The following is a 20372-nucleotide window of genomic DNA, read 5'->3' as shown; positions in this document are numbered from 1 at the left end:
ACCCGGGCGCCGCAGCGCCCGGGGTACGAAGTCCTGCCGCGCTCCCTGACCTTGGCCCCGGTCTTTCGCCCGGCCGTCAGGTGCCCTATGCCTCTGCCCGCGCGGGCCGGCGCGACGGACCGTGGAGATGTCAGGCCCCGTAGCAAGGTCGGGACCCTGAGCGAACCGGGAACCAACATGAGACCGCCTGTCGCCCACCCCACGCGGACCGAGCCCACGCGGACCGAGCCCCCGCGGACCGAGCCCACGGGCACGTCGTACGACCCCGCCAGAGCGTACGACCCCACCCGGACGACGTACGATCCCGCGCAGTACCGGCCCGGCAGGACCATCACCGACTGGGAACCGGAGAACGAACTCTTCTGGCGGTCCACAGGCCGGAAGGTCGCCGTCCGCAACCTGTGGATCGCGGTCCCCGCCCTGCTCGTCGCCTTCGTCGTCTGGCAGGTGTGGTCGGTCACCGCGACCAACCTCAAGGACGTCGGCTTCGGCTTCTCCACCTCTCAGCTGTTCTGGCTGACGGCGGTCCCCGGCCTGACGGGCGGCACGGCCCGGATCCTCTACACCTTCCTCGGCCCGATGATCGGCCAGCGCCGCTTCACCGCGCTCTCCACCGTCGTCCTGGTCGTCCCGCTGATCTGGCTGGGCATCGCGGTCCAGAACCCCGACACCTCGTACGGCGTGATGATCGCCATCGCGGCGCTCTGCGGCATCGGCGGCGCCAACTTCGCCTCGTCCCTCGCCAACATCGGCTTCTTCTTCCCCAAGAAGGACAAGGGGAACGCGACCGGCATCAACGGCGGCCTCGGCAACCTCGGCGTCTCCGTCGTCCAGCTGCTCACCCCCATCGTCATCACCAGCTCGGTCGTCGCAGTCGGCTCCGCCCAGCACAAGGCCGACGGCACACCGGTCTGGCTGCAGAACGCCGCGTTCCTGTGGGTGCCGGTCCTGGTGGTCCTGGCCGCCGTCGCATGGTTCGGCCAGAACGACCTCAAGGTCGCCTCCACCCCCTTCAGCCAGCAGAAGATCATCTTCAGGCGCAAGCACAACTGGCTGATGACCTGGCTCTACGTCGGTACGTTCGGCTCCTTCATCGGCTTCGCCGCCGCCCTGCCGATGCTCATCAACACCACGTTCACCCCGATCGACGCGGCCTACTCCGCGGCCACCTACGCCTGGATGGGGCCGGCCGTGGGCGCGCTCGCCCGATGGGCCGGCGGCTGGATCGCCGACAAGATGGGCGGCGCGAGGGTCACCATCATCTCGTTCGTCGGCATGGCCCTGTCGATCATCGGCGTCATCGGCTTCCTGCCCTCCGGCGGCGACAACGGCAACTTCTGGGGCTTCTTCGCCTGCTTCCTGCTCGCGTTCCTCTTCTCGGGCATCGGCAACGGCTCGACGTTCCGCCAGATCCCGGTGATCTTCCGCAACCAGCACCTGAAGGGCCTGACCGAAGGCACGCCCGAGTACACGAAGGCGCTGAAGCAGTCGGAGATGGAGGCCGGCGCCGTCACCGGCTTCACCTCCGCCATCGCGGCGTACGGCTTCTTCTTCATCCCGGCGATGTTCGCCAACTTCTCGGTCACCAGCGCGATGTGGGGCTTCGTGGCCTTCTACGTCAGCTGCATCGCGGTGGCCTGGTGGTTCTACGCCCGCAAAGGAGCGGAGTCGCCGAGCTGACGCATGAGGGGAGCCCGCGGTGAAGAAGCGGTACGGAAGCAGAAGGTGCGAAAGGTACGGATCATGACTGCCACCCCCACGGAAACGACAGTGAACGGCGAGGCTCGGGACGCCGAGGCTCAGGACGCCGTGGCTCGGCACGGCGAGGCCCGGGAAGGCGAGGCCTGGGACGGCTTCGAAGGCGGCCCGTGGCGGGACGCCATCGACGTCCGTGACTTCGTGCAGCGGAACTACACCCCGTACGAAGGAGACGGCTCCTTCCTGACAGGACCGACCGAACGCACCACCCAGGTCTGGCAGAAGCTCCTCTCGATGTTCCCCACCGAGATCGAGCGCGGCATTCATGACGTGGACGTGAAGACGCCCTCCCGCATCGACGCCTTCAAGCCCGGCTACGTCGACGGCTCGGCCGCCGACCACAAGGACCTCATCGTCGGCCTGCAGACCGACGCCCCGCTCAAGCGCGCCATCATGCCCAACGGCGGCTGGCGCATGGTCGAGAGCGCGCTCAACGCCTACGGCCACCAGGCCGACCCCGACGTCCGGGACATCTACACCCACCTGCGCAAGACCCACAACGAAGGCGTCTTCGACGCCTACACCCCCGAGATCCGCGCCTGCCGCTCCTCCGGCATCATCACCGGCCTGCCCGACGCCTACGGCCGCGGCCGCATCATCGGCGACTACCGCCGCGTCGCCCTTTACGGCGTCGACCGGCTCATCGCCGCGAAGGAGACCGACAAGGCCGCCCTCGGCGAACAGTGGGCGACCGAGGACGTCATCCGCGGACGCGAAGAGATCTCCGAGCAGATCAAGGCCCTCGAGGAACTGAAGGCCATGGCCATGTCGTACGGCTACGACATCGCGCGGCCCGCCGCCACCGGCCGCGAGGCCGTCCAGTGGCTCTACTTCGCCTACCTCGCCGCTGTGAAGGAGCAGAACGGCGCGGCCATGTCGGTCGGCCGCATCGACTCCTTCCTCGACATCTACCTCCAGCGCGACATCGAGGCCGGCCGCATCACCGAGTCCGAGGCCCAAGAGCTCATCGACGACTTCGTCATCAAGCTCCGCATCGTCCGCTTCCTGCGCACCCCCGAGTACAACGAGCTGTACTCCGGCGACCCGACCTGGGTCACCTGGTCGATGGCCGGCATCGGCGAGGACGGCCGCCCCCTGGTCTCGCGCACCACCTTCCGCGCCCTGCAGACCCTCTACAACCTCGGCCCCGCCCCCGAGCCGAACCTCACCGTCTTCTGGTCGCGGCGGCTGCCCCGGGGCTTCAAGGACTTCGCCGTCCAGGTCGCCATCGACACCTCGGCCATCCAGTTCGAGTCCGACGAGTTGATGCGCCCCAAGTACGGCGACGACACCGCGATCGCCTGCTGCGTCTCCGCGATGGCCGTCGGCAAGCAGATGCAATTCTTCGGAGCCCGCGTCAACGTCGCCAAGGCCCTCCTCTACGCGATCAACGGCGGCCGGGACGAGAGGACCGGCAAGACCGTCGTCCAGGGCTTCACACCCATCGACGGCGACTACCTGGACTACCCGACGGTCGTGCGGCAGTACGACGCGATGCTCGACTGGCTCGCCAAGACCTACGTCCACGCGCTCAACGTCATCCACTACATGCACGACAAATACGCCTACGAACGCATCGAGATGGCGCTGCACGACCAGAACGTCCTGCGCACCATGGCGTGCGGCATCGCCGGGCTCTCGGTCGCCGCCGACTCGCTCTCGGCGATCAAGCACGCCAGGGTCAGGGTGATCCGCGACGAGACCGGTCTCGCCGTCGACTACGAGATCGAGGGCGACTACCCCGCCTACGGGAACAACGACGACCGTGCCGACGACATCGCCCGGCGCATCGTGCACGACTTCATGGAGAAGGTCCGCAAGCACCCCACCTACCGCGACGCGGTGCACACCCAGTCGGTGCTGACCATCACCTCGAACGTCGTCTACGGCAAGAAGACCGGCAACACCCCCGACGGCCGCCGCGCCGGCACGCCCTTCGCCCCGGGCGCCAACCCGATGAACGGCCGCGACGAACACGGCTACATCGCCTCGGCGATGTCGGTCGCCAAGCTGCCCTACGACGACGCCGAGGACGGCATCTCGCTGACCAACACCATCACCCCCGACGCACTCGGCCGCACCCCCGAGGAGCGCGTCGCGAACCTCGCCGGAGTCCTGGACGGCTTCATGGCGAGCGACGGCTTCCACATGAACGTGAACGTGCTCGACAAGGCCACCCTGGAGGACGCCATGCGGCACCCGGAGAACTACCCACAGCTGACCATCCGGGTCTCGGGATACGCGGTGAACTTCATCAGGCTCACCCGGGACCAGCAGCTCGACGTCATCAACCGCACCTTCCACGGCTCCCTCTGAGCCCTCCGCGAGCAGTTCGGGAGTACCGCCATGGCTGTCCTCACCCCCGCGGCTACCGTCACCCGCCGCCCCGTCACCGGCTCGGTCCACTCCTGGGACCTGTCCACCGGCGTCGACGGGCCCGGGGCGCGCTTCGTCACGTTCCTCGCGGGGTGTCCCCTGGCCTGTCTGTACTGCCACAACCCCGACACGTGGCGGATGCGCGACGGCAAGCGGACCACGGCCGACGACGTCATCGGGGAAGCCGCCAAATACACCCGGTTCATCTCGGCGGCCGGGGGCGGAGCCACCGTCAGCGGCGGCGAACCCCTCCTGCAGCCCGTCTTCACCGGCGAGCTCCTGCACCGCCTCAAGCACGAGCTGGGGCTGCACACCGCACTCGACACGTCCGGCCACCTCGGCAGCCGGGCCACCGACGCCCTGCTCCGCGATGTCGACCTCGTCCTGCTCGACATCAAGTCCTGGGACCCCGAGACCTACCGGCATCTCACCGGCCGCCCCCTGCGGCCCACCCTGGACTTCGCCCGCCGCCTGGCCGGCCTCGACCAGGAGACGTGGGTGCGCTTCGTCCTCGTCCCCGGAGTGACCGACGACCCGGCGAACATCGAGGGCGTCGCCCGCTTCGCCGCCTCGCTCGGCAACGTCTCGCGCGTCGACGTCCTGCCCTTCCACAAGCTGGGCGAGGCGAAGTGGGACGCGCTCGGCAAGGACTTCGCGCTCCGCGGCACCCCCTCGCCCACGCCGGACCAGGTGGCCGCCGCGAAGGGGATCTTCGCAGCTCAGGGCCTCAAGGCCGTCTGAACCCAGCGGCCGCGCCCGGCCGACGTACTCTGGAGGCATGAGTACCGCCCCCGCCCCCGAACCGCGCGATCCGGACAAGCCGAAGCCCAAGGCGAAGAACAAGCTGGTCTTCGACGACCCGCTGTCGCAGCAGTCTTCGGACGATACGGACCGAGGGTGGGGCGAGCGGGCCGAGACGGGCGGCGACAGCGCCGCCGACCTGGCGCGCTTCCTCGACGAGAAGCCGCCCCACCACCTCTGAGCCCGCCCCCTGAGAGCCCGCCACTTCCGGGCCCACCGCCCCTGAGCCCGCGCGCCCCCCGGCGCCGGTCCGCGCGCTACTCCTCGCGGTGTCCCGAGCCGCGCTGCGCCACCAGGGCGTCGCGGATCTCCTTGAGCACCTCCAGCTCGGTGAGCTCCATGACCTCCTTCGTGCCCTCCTTCTCGGCCCGCCGCGCCGCGACCCTCGCGAGGTACTTGGCCATCGGCAGCACCATCAGGAAGTACACGACGGCCGCGGTGATCACGAAGCTGAGGACCGCGCTGAGCACGGAACCCCACATGATCGGGATTCCCTTGGTGACCTCGCCCGCGCCGTTCATCTTGCACGGCGATTTCAGGCACGAGCTGTAGTGATCGAGGTCCTTCGTCCCGAAGGCGCCGACCAGCGGGTTGATGACACCCTTGACCACCGAGTTCACGATGTTCGTGAAGGCGGCTCCGATGACCACCGCGACCGCCAGGTCGACGACATTGCCGCGCATCAGGAAGGCCTTGAAGCCCTCCCAGACGCCCGGTTCCTTCTTCTCGCTCACCACGAGGCCTTTCGTTGCATGTGCGGGTTGCTGGACAAACAACTTCGCAACCTACGTGAGGCCATGGCGGACCTGTCCAATCGTCCCGCACGAACGAGCTACTTGACAGGCTGTCAGTGCGATCGTGAACGTTCCGCTTCATCGCAGGGTCACCGCGAGACGTGTGCTCGCGTCGGCTCCGGCCAGCCGTGCCGCCGTGTCTCGCGGGACGGAGAACACCACCAACGCACCGCTCTCGGCAGCCCCTTCCCCTGCCCCTTCCCCCGGCTCGGGCACCTCGGACACGCGCGCCCCGGCCGCCACCACGCGCGGCTTCGCACCACCCGCGGGCGGCCCGTCGGCGGCGATCACGTCGACCCGGTCGCCGGGGCGCAGCAGGCGCGCCGCCTCCGCGTCCGCGATCCGCACGGGCGCCGCCACGGCTGCCCCCGCCGATGACGCCCCTGACGCCGCTTCCACCGGTTCCGCGGCGGACGCGATCTCCTGCGGGCGGGCCGCGTCGCGCGGTGCCGTGGCCGCGAGGGCGGCGGCGGTCATCGCGAGCCCCACGGCCATCGCCCGGCGTCTGTGCCGCAGCAGCCGGCGCAGCCGCGGATGGTCGCCGCGCACCCGCACGGGCGGGAAGTGGGGGACCGGGCGGCCGTCCGCCGGTCGGGTCTGAGGGGGTACGTGCGTCACGACAACCACCGCCTGCGGTGCGAGGAGCTGGGCTTCCGCTCCCACGATGCAGGCCCGCGCCGATTCCCGCCGAGCCCCGTGGACTACTCGCCGGTTGTGGACAACTCCCTCACCCGAAGGGGGACTTCCAGCCCTTCACAGGCAGTCCGCCCTAGGCCCCAGACCCCATCCCCAGACCCAAGCCCCCTTACGGCAACCGGATCCCCGGATCCATCCCGCCCAACGCCCCCGCGCACCCGCACTCCCGCCCCCGGTCGCCCTGCGGCAGCCCCGCGACCGTGTCGAACAGCACGCCCCGCAGCCGATCCACATTGGCCGCGAACACCCGCAGGACCTCCTCGTGCGAGACGCCCTCGCCGCTCTCCGCGCCCGCGTCCAGATCCGTGACCAGCGTCAGCGACGTGTAGCAGAGCTCCAGCTCGCGGGCGAGCGCCGCCTCGGGGTGGCCGGTCATGCCCACGACCGACCAGCCCTGCTCCGCGTACCAGCGTGATTCCGCCCGGGTCGAGAAGCGCGGCCCCTCGACCACGACCAGCGTCCCGCCGTCCACCGGCTCCCAGTCGCGGCCGCGGGCGGCCTTCAGCGCGGCCCCGCGGCCCGCGCGGCAGTACGGGTCGGCGAGCGAGACGTGCACGACGTTCGGCACGCTTCCGTCGGGCAGCGGCACGCCGTCGAAGTACGTCTGCGCTCGCGTCAGGGTGCGGTCCACGAGCTGGTCGGGCACCAGCAGGGTGCCCGGCCCGTACTCGGGGCGCAGCCCGCCGACCGCGCACGGCCCGAGCACCTGCCGTACGCCGACGGAGCGCAGCGCCCAGAGGTTCGCGCGGTAGTTGATGCGGTGCGGCGGCAGGTGGTGGCCGCGGCCGTGCCGGGGCAGGAAGGCGACCCGCCGCCCGGCGATCTCACCGAGGAAGAGGGAGTCGCTCGGGGCTCCGTAGGGGGTGTCGACCTGCGTCTCGGTCACGTCGTCGAGGAAGGAGTAGAAGCCGGAGCCGCCGATCACGCCGATCTCGGCCCGCGGGACGCTCGCCTTCGCCGTGTTCACCATGGCCCGCACAGTAGCCGGGGCGGCACATGCCGACGACCCCGCCGTCGCAGGACGGCGGGGTCACACGGAAGAACCTGCGGGAAGTCCTACGCGGCCGAGCTCGACGTGGACGTCGAGGAGGAGCCGGACGACTTGGAGTCCGAGGACGAGGAGGACGACGTAGACGATGCCGCCTTCGATGCCGAGGAGTCGGACGAGGCCGACTTCGACGACGCGTTCGCCGGGGTGCTGCTCGACGACGAACCGCGGCTGTCGTTGCGGTAGAAGCCGGAGCCCTTGAAGACGATGCCGACCGCCGAGAACACCTTCTTGAGGCGTCCGTCGCAGTTGGGGCAAACAGTCAGGGCGTCATCGGTGAACTTCTGCACCGCCTCGAGGCCCTCGCCGCACTCGGTGCACTGGTACTGGTACGTCGGCACTTGCTTCCTCCTGGCACTCTCACTCGATGAGTGCTAACGACGGTCCATAGTGACGTATTCCGCGGGATCAGTCCACTGACACCGGCACGCGGTGACCGACGCCACGTGCCACGGTGCGGCCCGGGGACTTCGGGGCGAGCCGCGAGCGCAGCGTCACGAGGACCACGAGGGCCAGTGCCGTGCCGCCCAGCGGGACCAGGAATCCGGCCCCGTCCCAGAAGCGGTCCTCCAGCTGTCCGGCGACCGTGACGGCCGCCGCCTGCCCGAGCGCGACCGCGCCGGTCAGCCAGGTGAAGGCCTCCGTGCGGGCGGTCGGCGCGACCAGCTTGTCGACCAGGGTGTAGCCGGTGATCAGCGCGGGCGCGATGCAGACGCCGACCAGCAGGCCGAGACCGGCGAGCAGCGGCACGGAGTGCGCGGCCCACAGTCCGGAGGCCATCAGAGTGAGTGCCGCGTACCCGACGAGGAGCCGGCGCTGCGGCGAGATCTTCCAGGCGATGGCGCCGCAGGCGACACCGGAGAGCATGTTGCCCGCCGCGAACGTGCCGTACAGGACGCCGTTCAGGCCGGGCTCGCCGATCGACTCGGTGAAGGCGGCCAGCGAGACCTGCATGCCGCCGAAGACGGCGCCGATCCCGAGGAAGGTGACGATCAGGACCCGCACTCCGGGGATGCGGAGCGCCGAGACGTGCTTCACGCGCGCGTGGCTGTCGTCGTGTGCGGACGGCTGCGGCTGGGTGCTCTTCTGCGCGGCGAAGAGCAGACCGCCCACCAGGGTGAGCCCGGCCTCGGTGAGGAGTCCCGCGGAGGGCGAGATGCCGGTGCACAGGGCGGTGGCGAGGAGCGGGCCGAGGACGAAGGTCAGCTCGTCGGTGACCGACTCGAAGGCGGCCGCGGTGGTGGCGAGGGGGGAGCCCTGCAGCTTGACGCCCCAGCGGGCCCGCACCATGGGGCCGATCTGCGGCGTCGACGCGCCCGCGGGCACGGCGGCCACGAAGAGCGCCCACAGGGGGGCGTCGGAGAGCGCGAGCACCGTCAGAGTGACGACGGACGCGGAGTGGACGAGCACACCCGGCAGCAGGACGGCGCGCTGCCCGAACCGGTCGGCGAGCTTGCCGGTGAAGGGGGCGAAGAGCGCCATGGAGACGCCGGTGACGGCCGAGACGGCGCCCGCGGCACCGTACGAGCCGGTGGTGTGCTGCACCAGCAGGACGATGGAAATGGTCAGCATCGCGAACGGCTGTCGCGCCGCGAAGCCGGGGAGCAGGAACGTCCATGCGCGAGGGGTGCGCAGGAGCTGTCCGTAACCCGGGCGGGATTCGGTGACCGTGGATGCCACGGCCCGTGCCTTTCTGCCGCCTGGTAGCGGTCGCCCTGGTGGGGCGACGACGCCGAGAGCTGTCCTCTTGCGCGGAACTGCGGTAGATGCCGGGCTCCACTGCGGAGGGTGCCTCGGCCGCCATACGGTCGCGCCAGCTCTGCTTCAGGCAGAGTTGGTTCGATCTGGTGCCTTTATCGTACAGGGGAATGTCCCATCGGCCCCTGTATTCGCAGCCGATGAGACCCGTGCCACCTACGATTGGTGCTTTTCTCCGTCGGTTCCCAGCCAGCCGGCCAGCTTTCCGCCGTGTCCGACCGCGCGCAGCCGCCGCTCGGCCGCGTCCCGCACCGGGTCCGTCGCCACCACCAGGAGCTCGTCGCCGCGCCGCAGCACCGTCGTCGGCAGCGGCACGAACGATTCTCCGTCGCGGACGATCAGCGTGACCGCCGAGCCCGGGGGCAGCCGCAGCTCGCCCACCTCGACGCCGTGCATGCGTGAGCCCTTGGGGATGTCCACCGACAGGAGGTGTCCCTGGAGTCGCTCCAGGGGCGCGGACTCGATGCCGAGGTCGGCGGCCTCCGAGCCGTCGCCGAGCCGCAGCTTCCTGGCCAGCCAGGGCAGCGTGGGGCCTTGCACGAGGGTGTAGACGACGACCAGGACGAAGACGATGTTGAAGATCCGCTGGCTGTCCTCGACGCCGCTCACCATCGGGATGGTGGCCAGGATGATGGGCACGGCGCCGCGCAGGCCCGCCCAGGACAGCAGCGCCTTCTCCTGCCAGGGCGTGCGGAACGGCAACAGGCTGAGCACGACCTCCAGGGGGCGTGCCACCACGGTCAGGACCAGGCCGATGAGGATCGCGTGCCAGGTGTCGTCGAGCAGGTCGTGCGGCGTGACGAGGAGGCCGAGCAGGACGAACATGCCGATCTGGGCGATCCAGCCGAGCCCCTCGGCGAAGCCGCGGGTGGCGGGCCAGTGCGGCAGCCTGGCGTTGCCGAGCACCATCGAGGCGAGGTAGACGGCCAGGAAGCCGCTGCCGTGCGCCATGGCGCCCGCGGCGTACGCGGTGACCGCGATCGCCATGACGGCGATGGGGTAGAGGCCGGAGGCGGGCAGCGCCACGTGCCGCAGGCCGTAGGCGCCGAGCCAGCCGACCGCGATGCCGATCGCGGCGCCGATCGCCAGCTCCAGGGCGATCTTGCCGATCAGTACGTACCAGTCGTCCACCGGTCCCGCCGTGGAGAACGCCACGACGAGGATCACCACAGGGGCGTCGTTGAACCCCGACTCCGCTTCCAGGATTCCCGTCACACGGGAAGGGAGCGGCACCTTCCGCAGCACCGAGAAGACCGCTGCCGCGTCCGTGGACGAGACCACCGCACCGATGATCAGCGCCTGCCGCCACTCGAGGCCGACGAGATAGTGGGCTCCCGCGGCCGTGATGCCGACGCTCACCGCGACGCCGACGGTCGAGAGCACGGCCGCCGCCGGCAGCGCAGGCCGGATCTCTTTCCACTTCGTCCCGAGGCCGCCCTCGGCGAGGATCACGACCAGGGCGGCATAGCCGATGACCTGCGTCAGTTCGGCATTGTTGAAGTGGACGTCGCCGACGCCGTCCTGGCCCATGGCGACGCCGATGCCCAGGTACAGCAGCAGGCTGGGGAGCCCGCTGCGCGACGAGATGCGGACCGCCGCCACGGCGACGAGCAGGACGAGCGAGCAGACGAGCAGGAGCTGGTTGAGGTGGTGGACAGTCAGGGGCCGTTCCTTCCGCGCTGAGCCGAGTGCTCCGACGGGAAGCCGAGCACTACGTAGGAGTACTTCGTTACCTTACCTAATTGTTAACGCTTCCTTGACGCCTTCGAATGGTTATTCGATCTTTTGGGGCGCGGGTTCCTGACTCCGCGTCCGGAGCCGGAACGCCCTGCGCCTATGGTTGCTCCTGCGCTCCCAGAGCCGCCCAGTCGACAGCACAGCCCGCCCTGCCGCTCGCGTAAGGACAGCAAGGACAGCGATGCCCTCCAACACCACCGCCTCTTCCGGTCATAAGTCCGGCAAGAAGAAGGGGCGCCGAGCCCGACTCGTCGTGATCGTCCTGGTCCTGGCCATCGTCGGAGGCATCGGCTTCGGCGCGTACTGGAGCGTCAGCACCGTGCGCGCCTCCTTCCCGCAGACCAAGGGAACGATCAAGCTCGACGGCCTCTCGGGCAACGTCGAGGTGAAGCGTGACGGGAACGGAATCCCGCAGATCTACGCCGACTCCGACGCCGACCTCTTCATGGCCCAGGGTTTCGTCCAGGCGCAGGACCGCTTCTACGAGATGGACGTCCGTCGTCACATGACCTCCGGGCGGCTCTCCGAGATGTTCGGGAAGAGTCAGGTCAAGACCGATGAATTCCTGCGCACGCTCGGCTGGCACCGGGTGGCGAAGAAGGAGTACGACTCCAAGCTCTCGCCGGAGACGAAGAAGTACCTCCAGGCGTACGCCAAGGGAGTCAACGCCTACCTCGCCGGCAAGGACGGCAAGGACATCTCCGTCGAGTACGCGGCGCTCGGCTTCAAGAACGACTACAAGCCGCAGGAGTGGACCCCCGTCGACTCCGTGGCCTGGCTGAAGGCCATGGCCTGGGACCTGCGCGGCAACATGCAGGAAGAGATCGACCGCTCCCTGATGACGAGCCGCCTCGGCCCGTCGCAGATCAAGGACCTGTACCCGAAGTACCCGTACAAGCGGAACAAGCCGATCGTCCGCGAGGGCGCCTACAACAGCGTCACCGAGGAGTACGACCCCGACGCCACGGCCACCGACACGCAGACCGGCACCGGCACTGGCACGGGTACGGGTACGGGCACAGGAACCGGTACCGGCGCAGGCACCGGAACGGGCACAGGCACGGGTACGGGCACCGGCACGGGCGGGACCGGCGGCGCGGCCGGGACCGGCCTCGCGGGCGGCGCCCAGGCCCCCGACGGGCTCCAGTCGCAGCTCAACGGCCTCTCCGGAGCCCTCGACGAGGTCCCGGCCATCCTCGGCCCGAACGGCAACGGCATCGGCTCGAACTCCTGGGTCGTCTCCGGTGAGCACACCATCACCGGCAAGCCCCTCCTCGCCAACGACCCGCACCTGGCACCGCAGCTGCCCTCCGTCTGGTACCAGATGGGCCTGCACTGCCGGTCGGTCTCCGAGAAGTGTGGGTACGACGTCTCGGGCTACACCTTCTCCGGCATGCCGGGCGTGGTCATCGGCCACAACAAGGACATCGCCTGGGGCATGACGAACCTCGGCGCCGACGTCACGGACCTGTACCTGGAGAAGTTCACCGGGGACGGCTACCAGTACGACGGCAAGGTGCTGCCGTTCACCTCGCGCGAGGAGACCATCAAGGTCGCGGGCGGCAAGTCGAAGAAGATCACGGTCCGCGAGACCAACAACGGCCCGCTGATCTCCGACCGCGACGACGAGCTGGTCAAGGTCGGCAAGAAGGCCCACGTCGACACCGCGGCCCCCGACCGGGGCGACGGCTACGGAGTGGCGCTGCGCTGGACCGCGCTGACCCCCGGCAAGTCGATGGACGCCGTCTTCGAGCTCAACAAGGCGAAGAACTTCACGGAGTTCCGCAAGGCGGCCGCTTCTTTTGAAGTGCCGTCCCAGAACCTGATCTACGCCGACACCGACGGCAACATCGGCTACCAGGCGCCCGGCAAGATCCCCACCCGCGGCAAGGGCGACGGCTCGCTCCCGGCGCCCGGCTGGGACCGCGACTACCGCTGGACCGGCTACATCCCGCAGGACGCGCTGCCCTACGAGTACAACCCCAAGCGCGGCTACATCGTCACCGCCAACCAGGCCGTGATCAGCGACAAGTACCCGTACAAGCTCACCTCGGACTGGGGCTACGGAGCGCGCAGCCAGCGGATCGACGACCTCATCCAGTCGAAGATCAAGAACGGCGGCAAGATCTCCACCGAGGACATGCGCCTCATGCAGATGGACAACAGCAGCGAGATCGCCAAGCTGCTCGTGCCCAAGCTGCTGAAGATCGACGTCAAGGACAAGTACGTCCGCGAGGCGCAGAAGCTGCTCGAAGGCTGGGACTACACCCAGGACGCCGACTCGGCGGCCGCCGCGTACTTCAACTCGGTCTGGCGCAACATCCTCAAGCTGGCCTTCGGCAACAAGCTCCCCAAGGAGCTGCGCGTCAAGGGGCAGTGCCTGAGCGTCGAGCCGGCCGGCAACACCGGCCCCGCCGACGAGGGCAAGAAGGTGCGCGAGTGCGGTGAGCGCGACGCCGACTCGGCCCAGCCGGACGGCGGCGACCGCTACTACGAAGTGATCCGCAGGATCATCGACGACGAGACCAACGCCTGGTGGAAGTCGCCCGGGACCCGCACCGACAAGGAGACCAAGACCCGCGACCAGCTGTTCGCGCGGGCCCTGGAGGACGCGCGCTGGGACCTGACGGCCAAGCTCGGCAAGGACATCGACACCTGGAGCTGGGGCCGCCTGCACCGGCTCACGCTGAAGAACCAGACGCTCGGCACCGAAGGCCCCGGCTGGCTGCAGTACGTCCTCAACCGCGGCCCGTGGAAGCTCGGCGGCGGCGAGGCCGCGGTCAACGCGACCGGCTGGAACGCGGCGGGCGGCTACGGAGTGCTCTGGGTGCCGTCGATGCGGATGGTGGTGAACCTCAAGGACCTCGACAAGTCCAAGTGGATCAACCTCACCGGCGCTTCGGGGCACGCGTACAACGCCCACTACACCGACCAGACCGACAAGTGGGCCAAGGGCGAGCTCCTGCCGTGGGCCTACACGGACAAGGCGGTCGAGGGCAGCACGAGCGACAAGCTGGTGCTGCGCCCCTGACGGTCGCGCACGGCACATCCTGAAAGGGCCCTCCACGCACGCGTGGAGGGCCCTTTCAGCGTTCCCGAGGCCTCGGTGACCGTCCGGGTCTCAGCGGAAGCGGTGCGCCCCCGACGGCGTCACGACGGCGTGCACCGGCCGGTCGTGTGCCTCTTCGGGGAGGTGGGCGACGACTTCGGAGTCGTACAGGAGCACCACGAGAGCGGGGTCGGCGGCCGCGCGCTCCAGGCGGGCGAGGACCCGGTCGTACGATCCGCCGCCCCGCCCGAGCCGCATCCCGCGCGCGTCCACGGCGAGCCCCGGCAGCAGCACGGCGTCCGCCTCCAGGACGGCGTCGGGCCCGAGCCGCGCCCCGGAGGGCTCCAACAGCTCGATCTTCCCCAGATGTTGTACGCGGACGAGCGAGCCCTCCCCGTCGTACACGCCCCAGTCCAGGTCGTTGTCCGGGAGCAGCGCCGGGAGCAGGACACGGGTCCCGCGCGCGTGCAGGGCGTCGAGCAGTGCGCGGGTGCCGGGCTCGCTCCCCACGGAGACGTACGCCGCGACGGTCCGCGCGGCGGCGAGCTCCGGCAGTTCCAGCGCTCGCTCGGCGAGAGCCGCGGCCGCCTTCCGCACGTCATCCGCAGTCAACCCGCTTCTCACCGCGAGGAAGTCTCGCCGCAACATCCGCTTGGTTGGCTGGCCGTCTGCTCCGGTTCCGCCGGTTCGGCTCACAGGGATCTCCCAAATCGTTCCTGGTCGGCGCATATGCCGAGAAATTATCTGGACCCACAGATTCCGCACATACACACCGGATATGGTGGGCGCCATGACTGAGTCTCACCCCCCCCACAGCAGGATCACCAAGGCGGTCATCCCCGCGGCGGGCCTCGGCACTCGCTTCCTGCCGGCCACCAAGGCGACCCCCAAGGAGATGCTGCCGGTCGTCGACAAGCCGGCGATCCAGTACGTGGTCGAGGAGGCCGCGTCCGCGGGTCTCGACGACGTCCTCATGATCACGGGACGCAACAAGCGCCCCCTGGAGGACCACTTCGACCGCAACTACGAACTGGAGTCCGCCCTCCTGAAGAAGGGCGACGAGGCCCGCCTCGCCAAGGTCCAGGAGTCCAGCGACCTCGCGACGATGCACTATGTCCGCCAGGGCGACCCCAAGGGGCTCGGTCACGCCGTCCTGTGCGCCGCACCGCACGTCGGCCGGGAGCCGTTCGCCGTACTCCTCGGCGACGACCTCATCGACCCGCGCGACCCGCTCCTCGCCCGCATGGTCGAGACGCAGGAGCGGCACGGCGGCAGCGTCATCGCCCTCATGGAGGTGGCCCCCGAGCAGATCCACCTCTACGGCTGCGCGGCGGTCGAGGCCACCGAGGACGGCGACGTCGTCAAGGTCACCGGCCTGGTCGAGAAGCCCGACGTCGCGGACGCGCCCAGCAACTACGCGGTCATCGGCCGCTACGTCCTGGACCCCGCCGTCTTCGACGTCCTGCGCAAGACCGAGCCGGGCCGCGGCGGCGAGATCCAGCTCACCGACGCCCTCCAGCAGCTCGCCGCGGACGAGAAGATCGGCGGCCCGGTGCACGGCGTGGTCTTCAAGGGCCGCCGCTATGACACCGGTGACCGGGGCGACTATCTGCGTGCCATTGTCAGACTCGCGTGCGAACGTGAAGATCTGGGCCCGGACTTCCAGGCCTGGCTTCGCAGTTACGTCACCGAGGAGATGTAGCACTTTGAGCAGCAGCACGACGACACCGACCACCGGCCGGCCCGAATTCTGGTCGGTGGAAGAGCATCTGGACGACATCCTCGCGACCGTCCGCCCGCTCGAACCGATCGAGCTCCAACTCCTCGACGCCCAGGGCTGCGTCCTGGTCGAGGACGTCACGGTGCCCGTCTCGCTGCCGCCCTTCGACAACAGCTCCATGGACGGTTACGCGGTGCGGGTCGCCGATCTCGCGGGCGCGAGCGAGGAGTTCCCCGCCGTCCTGACGGTCATCGGCGACGTGGCCGCCGGCGCGGGCGCGCAGCCCACCGTCGGCGCGGGCCAGGCCGCCCGCATCATGACCGGCGCCCCGCTGCCGCCCGGCGCCGAGGCCGTCGTCCCCGTGGAGTGGACCGACGGCGGTCTGGGCGAGGGCCCCGTCTCCGGGATGCGCGCCCACAGCGCCGCCCCCGAGGGCGCCTCCGGAGAGGTCCGCGTGCACCGCCCCGCCGAGGCACGCGCGCATGTGCGCGAGCGCGGCAGCGACGTCCGGGCGGGCGACCGGGCCCTGTCCGCGGGCACCGTCCTCGGCCCCCCGCAGATCGCCCTGCTCGCCGCGATCGGCCGCGGCACGGTGAAGGTACGCCCGCGCCCGCGCGTGGTCGTCATGTCCACCGGCAGCGAACTGATCCAGCCCGGCGAGGAGTTGGCGGCCGGCCAGATCTACGACTCCAACAGCTTCGCCCTCACCTCCGCCGCCCGCGACGCAGGAGCCATCGCCTACCGCGTGGGCGCGGTCGCCGACGACGCCGAGACGCTGCGCTCGACCATCGAGGACCAGCTGATCCGCGCCGACCTCGTCGTCACCACCGGCGGCGTCAGCGTGGGCGCCTACGACGTCGTGAAGGAGGCCCTGACCTCCATCGGCGACCCGGACGCCGAGGACGGCATCGCGGCGGGCAGCGGCGTGGAGTTCCGCAAGATCGCCATGCAGCCCGGCAAGCCGCAGGGCTTCGGCTCCATCGGCCCCGACCACACCCCGCTCCTCGCGCTGCCGGGCAACCCCGTCTCCTCGTACGTCTCCTTCGAGCTGTTCGTGCGCCCCGCGATCCGCACCCTCATGGGCCTTCCGGAGGTCTGCCGGCCCACCACGCGCGCGAAGCTGGTGTCGGACAAGGCGCTGCACTCGCCCGAGGGACGCCGCCAGTTCCTCCGGGGGAGGTACGACGCCGCAGCGGGCGAGGTCACGCCCGTCGGCGGGTCCGGCTCGCATCTGATCGCCGCCCTCGCCCACGCGGACGCACTGATCGTCGTCCCCGAGGACACCACATCGGTGGAGCCCGGCACGGACGTCGAAGTGGTCCTGCTCGGCTGAGGAGCCAGCCCGCGCGGTACCGTGTCGCGCACAACAGGCCCGCGCGCCGCACCGCGCGGAGCCCGGACCGGGAGCGCCAAGCACATGACCGCGATTTCCCGGGGGGATACCCCCGGAGCCCCTGACCAGCAGCGACTGACCCACATCGACGAGGCGGGCGCGGCCCGCATGGTCGATGTGTCCGCCAAGGACGTGACCGCGCGCACCGCCCGCGCCAGCGGCCGCGTCCTGGTCTCGCCGCGCGTGATCGAGCTGCTGCGCGGCGAGGGCGTGCCGAAGGGCGACGCCCTGGCCACCGCGCGGATCGCCGGGATCATGGGCGCCAAACGCACGCCGGACCTGATTCCGCTCTGCCATCCGCTGGCCGTCTCCGGAGTGAAGCTCGACCTCTCCGTGGCGGACGACGCCGTCGAGATCCTCGCCACGGTGAAGACGACCGACCGCACGGGCGTCGAGATGGAGGCCCTCACCGCGGTGAGCGTCGCCGCCCTCACCGTCGTCGACATGGTGAAGGCCGTCGACAAGGGCGCCGTCATCACGGACGTACGGGTGGAGGAGAAGACCGGCGGCAAGTCGGGGACGTGGAGCCGGGAAGGAGCCGGGGCGTGAGCGCGGGTGACGGGCACGCACGCGTGGAGCACGACGCGGCGCCCCAGGCGGGTCGGGAGCCGGGCGGGACGCCGCGGCAGACAGGACCGGACGCGTCGGCGGGCGGCGCCCTGCTCGCGCCGTACAGCGCGCTCGTCGTGACCGCGTCGAACCGTGCCGCCGCGGGCGTCTACGCCGACCGGGGCGGGCCGATCCTCGCCGAAGGGCTCACCGCCCTCGGATTCGCCGTCGACGGACCGCAGGTCGTCCCCGACGGCGACCCCGTCGAACAGGCCCTGCGCGCGGGCGCCGAGGCCGGTTACGACGTCATCCTCACCACCGGCGGCACCGGCATCTCGCCCACCGACCGCACCCCCGAGGCCACCCGCCGCGTCATCGACCACGAGGTGCCGGGCATCGGCGAGGCGATCCGCGCGTACGGCAGGGACAAGATCCCCACCGCCGTGCTGTCGCGCGGGCTCGCCGGCGTCGCGGGCCGGACGCTCATCGTGAACCTGCCGGGCTCCACCGGAGGCGTACGCGACGGACTCGCCGTCCTGGAGCCGCTCCTGAGGCACGCCGTCGACCAGCTGCGGGGCGGCGACCATCCCGGCCCGCCGGGGGGTGTGAGCTGAACGGCTCCTCCTGGCCCGTCGAGCTGACGGACGGCGACATCGCCCTCCGTCCCATAAAGATGCGTGACCAGCGGGCCTGGCGCGACGTCAACCGGCGCAACCGCGACTGGCTGCGCCCCTGGGAGGCCACGATCCCGCCGCCCACCCCCAGCGGCCCGATCGTGCACCGCCCCACATACCGTCAGATGGTCCGCCACCTGCGCGCGGAGGCCAACGCGGGCCGGATGCTGCCGTTCGTCATCGAGTACCGGGGCCGTCTCGTCGGGCAGTTGACGGTCGCCGGGATCACCTGGGGATCGATGTGCTCGGGGCACGTGGGCTACTGGGTCGACGAGTCCGTCGCGGGCCGCGGGGTCATGCCGACCGCCGTGGCGCTCGCCGTCGACCACTGCTTCCGCTCGGTGGGGCTGCACCGTATCGAGGTCTGTATTCGCCCCGAGAACACGCCGAGTCGACGGGTCGTGGAGAAACTCGGATTCCGCGAGGAGGGACTCCGTCCGCGGTATCTGCACATCGACGGCGCGTGGCGGGATCACCTCGTCTTCGCGCTCACGACCGAAGAGGTCCCGGAAGGGTTGTTGCGCCGCTGGCACCAGGCGCGACCTCGGAACACGGCCTAGCGGGCCGTCACCTCCGCCGTCACCTCCGCAAATGAAATAAGTGTTCGAAATTGATCGCGGATGGTCCGTCAGAGGCGGGTATGAGACTTGTCTCAGGCATTAATTTCCCGCTGCTGACGCGTCGTTGATCGCATCAGTCACAAAAAAAGTTCGAGATATCAGCCAGATCGTGCGACACACCGGCGCAATTGGCAGATGGCCTCACGCAAACCCCTCTACCGTGTGAGCGTGAGCAGCAGCGGCCTCATCTACGCAGTCATCGTCGGGGCCTGGGCCGCCTACTTGGTGCCGATGTGGCTCCGTAGGCAGGACGAGCTGAACGAAGCCCGTCCGACGGAACGCTTCAGCACCGCCATCCGGCTGCTGTCCGGACGGGCGGGGATGGAGCGCCGATACGCCAGGGACCTGCAAGCGCGCTCGCCCGAGGAAGGGGAGTCGCTCGACGACCCGGACGTCATCACCGGCTCGGTGGACGTCCGGTCCTTCGTCGCGCCCCCGTCCGACACGGCGGCATCCCGACCGGACCGGGCCGACCGGCCCGACCGGGCGGAGCGCGAACCAGAACGCGAGCGGGAGCACGAGCGTGAGCCCGAACGTGCACCCGCACCCGCACCCCGTGCCAAGGCCCCCGCCAAGGACCCGGCCGCCAGGCCCACGCCCGCACAGCGCGCCGCGTCGGCGGAGGCCGCCGCGCGCGCCCGGCGCGTCAAGGTCCTCGCCCGGCGCCGCCGCACGACGGTGCTCCTCTTCCTCGCCTTCACGGCCGGCACGGTCGTCGCCGCGGTCGGCGGGCTCGCCTTCCTGTGGGCGCCCGCCGGGCCCGCCGTGCTGCTCAGCGCGTACATCGTCTATCTGCGCGGCCAGGAGCGGCGGCGCTTCACCTACACGATGGACCGGCGCCGGGCCGAGGCCGCGGCGCAGCGGCTGCGCGAGCGACAGCCCCGCCGCAGGCCCGCGGGCACGGAGCACGTCGCCGACGGAACGGCGGAGGAGGGACCGGCGCCCGAGACGGAGACCGGGCTCTCCGCACTCGCCGCGGACCGCCGCGCCCTCGTCGAGCAGACCGACCACGCCGAGTGGGTCGACCAGCAGCGCGAGCGGCAGCGCGGCCCGGGCCGGGGCGACAGCTGGGACCCGGTCCCGGTGCCGCTGCCGACCTACGTGACCGCGCCGGTCGCCCCGCGCGCCACCGGCAGCGTCGACCTGGGCGCGCCCGACGTCTGGAGCTCCGTGCGGTCCAGCACGGCGGAGCCGGCCGCCGAGCGCGCGGCCGAGCGGGAGCGACCGGCCGCGGGCCCGGGGGACATCGACGGAGCCGAGGGCGCCGACGCGGGCGGCGGCCGCAGCGACAAGCGCCGGGCGGCGTCCGCGCGGCGCGCTCGCGAGCGCGGCCGCACGCCGCTCTTCGACCAGTACGAGGACGGCGACCGGCCGCGCGCGGCCAACGAGTGAGACGCGG

18 protein-coding genes are annotated in these 20372 nt (G+C 70.5%); 11 read left to right on the top strand and 7 right to left on the bottom strand.

Going from position 1 to position 20372, the window contains the following annotated elements:
* The first annotated feature begins 177 nt into the window (after positions 1-177).
* From ACZ7LU_RS34320 to ACZ7LU_RS34305, 4 genes are all read left to right on the top strand, one after another.
* Positions 178-1680: a NarK family nitrate/nitrite MFS transporter gene (locus ACZ7LU_RS34320; RefSeq protein WP_471918963.1), complete on the top strand. Its 1503-nt coding sequence runs from the start codon at positions 178-180 to the stop codon at positions 1678-1680.
* Between the two features lie 63 nt (positions 1681-1743).
* The gene (gene pflB / locus ACZ7LU_RS34315) at positions 1744-4074 is read left to right on the top strand and encodes a formate C-acetyltransferase (RefSeq protein WP_471918962.1); all 2331 of its coding nucleotides are present in this window, start codon (positions 1744-1746) and stop codon (positions 4072-4074) included.
* Positions 4075-4104: 30 nt separating this feature from the next.
* Positions 4105-4875, top strand: coding sequence for a pyruvate formate-lyase-activating protein (pflA, locus tag ACZ7LU_RS34310; RefSeq protein WP_471117153.1), 771 nt, complete (start codon positions 4105-4107; stop codon positions 4873-4875).
* 37 nt (positions 4876-4912) lie between these two features.
* Positions 4913-5116, top strand: coding sequence for a hypothetical protein (locus tag ACZ7LU_RS34305; RefSeq protein ID WP_398303347.1), 204 nt, complete (start codon positions 4913-4915; stop codon positions 5114-5116).
* Positions 5117-5192: 76 nt separating this feature from the next.
* Here ACZ7LU_RS34305 and mscL read toward each other — a convergent pair whose 3' ends face one another.
* The 6 genes from mscL to ACZ7LU_RS34275 form a co-directional block, all read right to left on the bottom strand.
* Positions 5193-5669, bottom strand: a complete 477-nt coding sequence (gene mscL, locus ACZ7LU_RS34300; protein ID WP_471918961.1) for a large conductance mechanosensitive channel protein MscL — start codon at positions 5667-5669, stop codon at positions 5193-5195.
* Between the two features lie 138 nt (positions 5670-5807).
* Positions 5808-6347, bottom strand: a complete 540-nt coding sequence (locus ACZ7LU_RS34295; RefSeq protein ID WP_471918960.1) for an RcpC/CpaB family pilus assembly protein — start codon at positions 6345-6347, stop codon at positions 5808-5810.
* Between the two features lie 187 nt (positions 6348-6534).
* A complete protein-coding gene (locus ACZ7LU_RS34290; RefSeq protein WP_471918959.1) occupies positions 6535-7395 on the bottom strand; it encodes an S-methyl-5'-thioadenosine phosphorylase in 861 nt (286 codons plus the stop codon).
* An 86-nt stretch (positions 7396-7481) separates the two neighbouring features.
* Positions 7482-7814, bottom strand: a complete 333-nt coding sequence (locus tag ACZ7LU_RS34285) for an FmdB family zinc ribbon protein (protein WP_471918958.1) — start codon at positions 7812-7814, stop codon at positions 7482-7484.
* 67 nt (positions 7815-7881) lie between these two features.
* Positions 7882-9153 (bottom strand): MFS transporter, encoded by a 1272-nt coding sequence (locus tag ACZ7LU_RS34280; protein WP_468304807.1) that lies wholly within the window; start codon positions 9151-9153, stop codon positions 7882-7884.
* 234 nt (positions 9154-9387) lie between these two features.
* Entirely contained in the window at positions 9388-10893 is a 1506-nt protein-coding gene (locus ACZ7LU_RS34275; protein WP_398303755.1) for a potassium/proton antiporter, read from the bottom strand.
* A 256-nt stretch (positions 10894-11149) separates the two neighbouring features.
* Between ACZ7LU_RS34275 and ACZ7LU_RS34270 the strand changes: the two genes are divergently transcribed.
* Positions 11150-13999 carry a penicillin acylase family protein gene (locus tag ACZ7LU_RS34270; RefSeq protein ID WP_471918957.1) on the top strand — a complete coding sequence of 950 codons (2850 nt, stop codon included), beginning with the start codon at positions 11150-11152 and terminating at the stop codon, positions 13997-13999.
* 90 nt (positions 14000-14089) lie between these two features.
* On the opposite strand, the gene ACZ7LU_RS34265 is transcribed toward ACZ7LU_RS34270, so the two are convergent.
* The gene (locus ACZ7LU_RS34265) at positions 14090-14665 is read right to left on the bottom strand and encodes a 5-formyltetrahydrofolate cyclo-ligase (protein WP_471918956.1); all 576 of its coding nucleotides are present in this window, start codon (positions 14663-14665) and stop codon (positions 14090-14092) included.
* Between the two features lie 142 nt (positions 14666-14807).
* On the opposite strand from ACZ7LU_RS34265, the gene galU reads away from it, so the two are divergent.
* The 6 genes from galU (at position 14808) to sepX (ending at position 20365) form a co-directional block, all read left to right on the top strand.
* Positions 14808-15719 carry a UTP--glucose-1-phosphate uridylyltransferase GalU gene (galU, locus tag ACZ7LU_RS34260; protein WP_468087215.1) on the top strand — a complete coding sequence of 304 codons (912 nt, stop codon included), beginning with the start codon at positions 14808-14810 and terminating at the stop codon, positions 15717-15719.
* Between the two features lie 4 nt (positions 15720-15723).
* Positions 15724-17070, top strand: a complete 1347-nt coding sequence (gene glp / locus ACZ7LU_RS34255) for a molybdotransferase-like divisome protein Glp (protein ID WP_471918955.1) — start codon at positions 15724-15726, stop codon at positions 17068-17070.
* Positions 17071-17154: 84 nt separating this feature from the next.
* Positions 17155-17679: a cyclic pyranopterin monophosphate synthase MoaC gene (moaC, locus tag ACZ7LU_RS34250; protein ID WP_362998686.1), complete on the top strand. Its 525-nt coding sequence runs from the start codon at positions 17155-17157 to the stop codon at positions 17677-17679.
* Positions 17680-17789: 110 nt separating this feature from the next.
* Positions 17790-18293: a MogA/MoaB family molybdenum cofactor biosynthesis protein gene (locus ACZ7LU_RS34245; protein ID WP_471919087.1), complete on the top strand. Its 504-nt coding sequence runs from the start codon at positions 17790-17792 to the stop codon at positions 18291-18293.
* Entirely contained in the window at positions 18290-18913 is a 624-nt protein-coding gene (locus tag ACZ7LU_RS34240) for a GNAT family N-acetyltransferase (protein WP_398303759.1), read from the top strand. Before ACZ7LU_RS34245 ends, ACZ7LU_RS34240 begins: the two co-directional genes overlap by 4 nt.
* Before the next feature lie 228 nt (positions 18914-19141).
* Complete coding sequence (gene sepX, locus ACZ7LU_RS34235; protein WP_468304795.1) at positions 19142-20365, top strand: divisome protein SepX/GlpR; 1224 nt, start codon at positions 19142-19144, stop codon at positions 20363-20365.
* Positions 20366-20372 lie beyond the last annotated feature (7 nt).

It is taken from the genome of Streptomyces sp. NPDC039462 (assembly GCF_055639375.1).
Note: the sequence above shows the minus strand (reverse complement) of the source record. Positions and strands in the feature narration are given on the sequence as shown.

Bases quoted from the DNA above. Each gene is read 5' to 3' on its own strand.
- pflB (WP_471918962.1), top strand. From the start codon at position 1,744: ATGACTGCCACCCCCACGGAAACGACAGTGAACGGCGAGGCTCGGGAC.
- ACZ7LU_RS34270 (WP_471918957.1), top strand. From the start codon at position 11,150: ATGCCCTCCAACACCACCGCCTCTTCCGGTCATAAGTCCGGCAAGAAG.
- ACZ7LU_RS34290 (WP_471918959.1), bottom strand. From the start codon at position 7,395: ATGGTGAACACGGCGAAGGCGAGCGTCCCGCGGGCCGAGATCGGCGTG.
- ACZ7LU_RS34265 (WP_471918956.1), bottom strand. From the start codon at position 14,665: ATGTTGCGGCGAGACTTCCTCGCGGTGAGAAGCGGGTTGACTGCGGAT.
- ACZ7LU_RS34305 (WP_398303347.1), top strand. From the start codon at position 4,913: ATGAGTACCGCCCCCGCCCCCGAACCGCGCGATCCGGACAAGCCGAAG.
- pflA (WP_471117153.1), top strand. From the start codon at position 4,105: ATGGCTGTCCTCACCCCCGCGGCTACCGTCACCCGCCGCCCCGTCACC.
- galU (WP_468087215.1), top strand. From the start codon at position 14,808: ATGACTGAGTCTCACCCCCCCCACAGCAGGATCACCAAGGCGGTCATC.
- moaC (WP_362998686.1), top strand. From the start codon at position 17,155: ATGACCGCGATTTCCCGGGGGGATACCCCCGGAGCCCCTGACCAGCAG.
- ACZ7LU_RS34320 (WP_471918963.1), top strand. From the start codon at position 178: ATGAGACCGCCTGTCGCCCACCCCACGCGGACCGAGCCCACGCGGACC.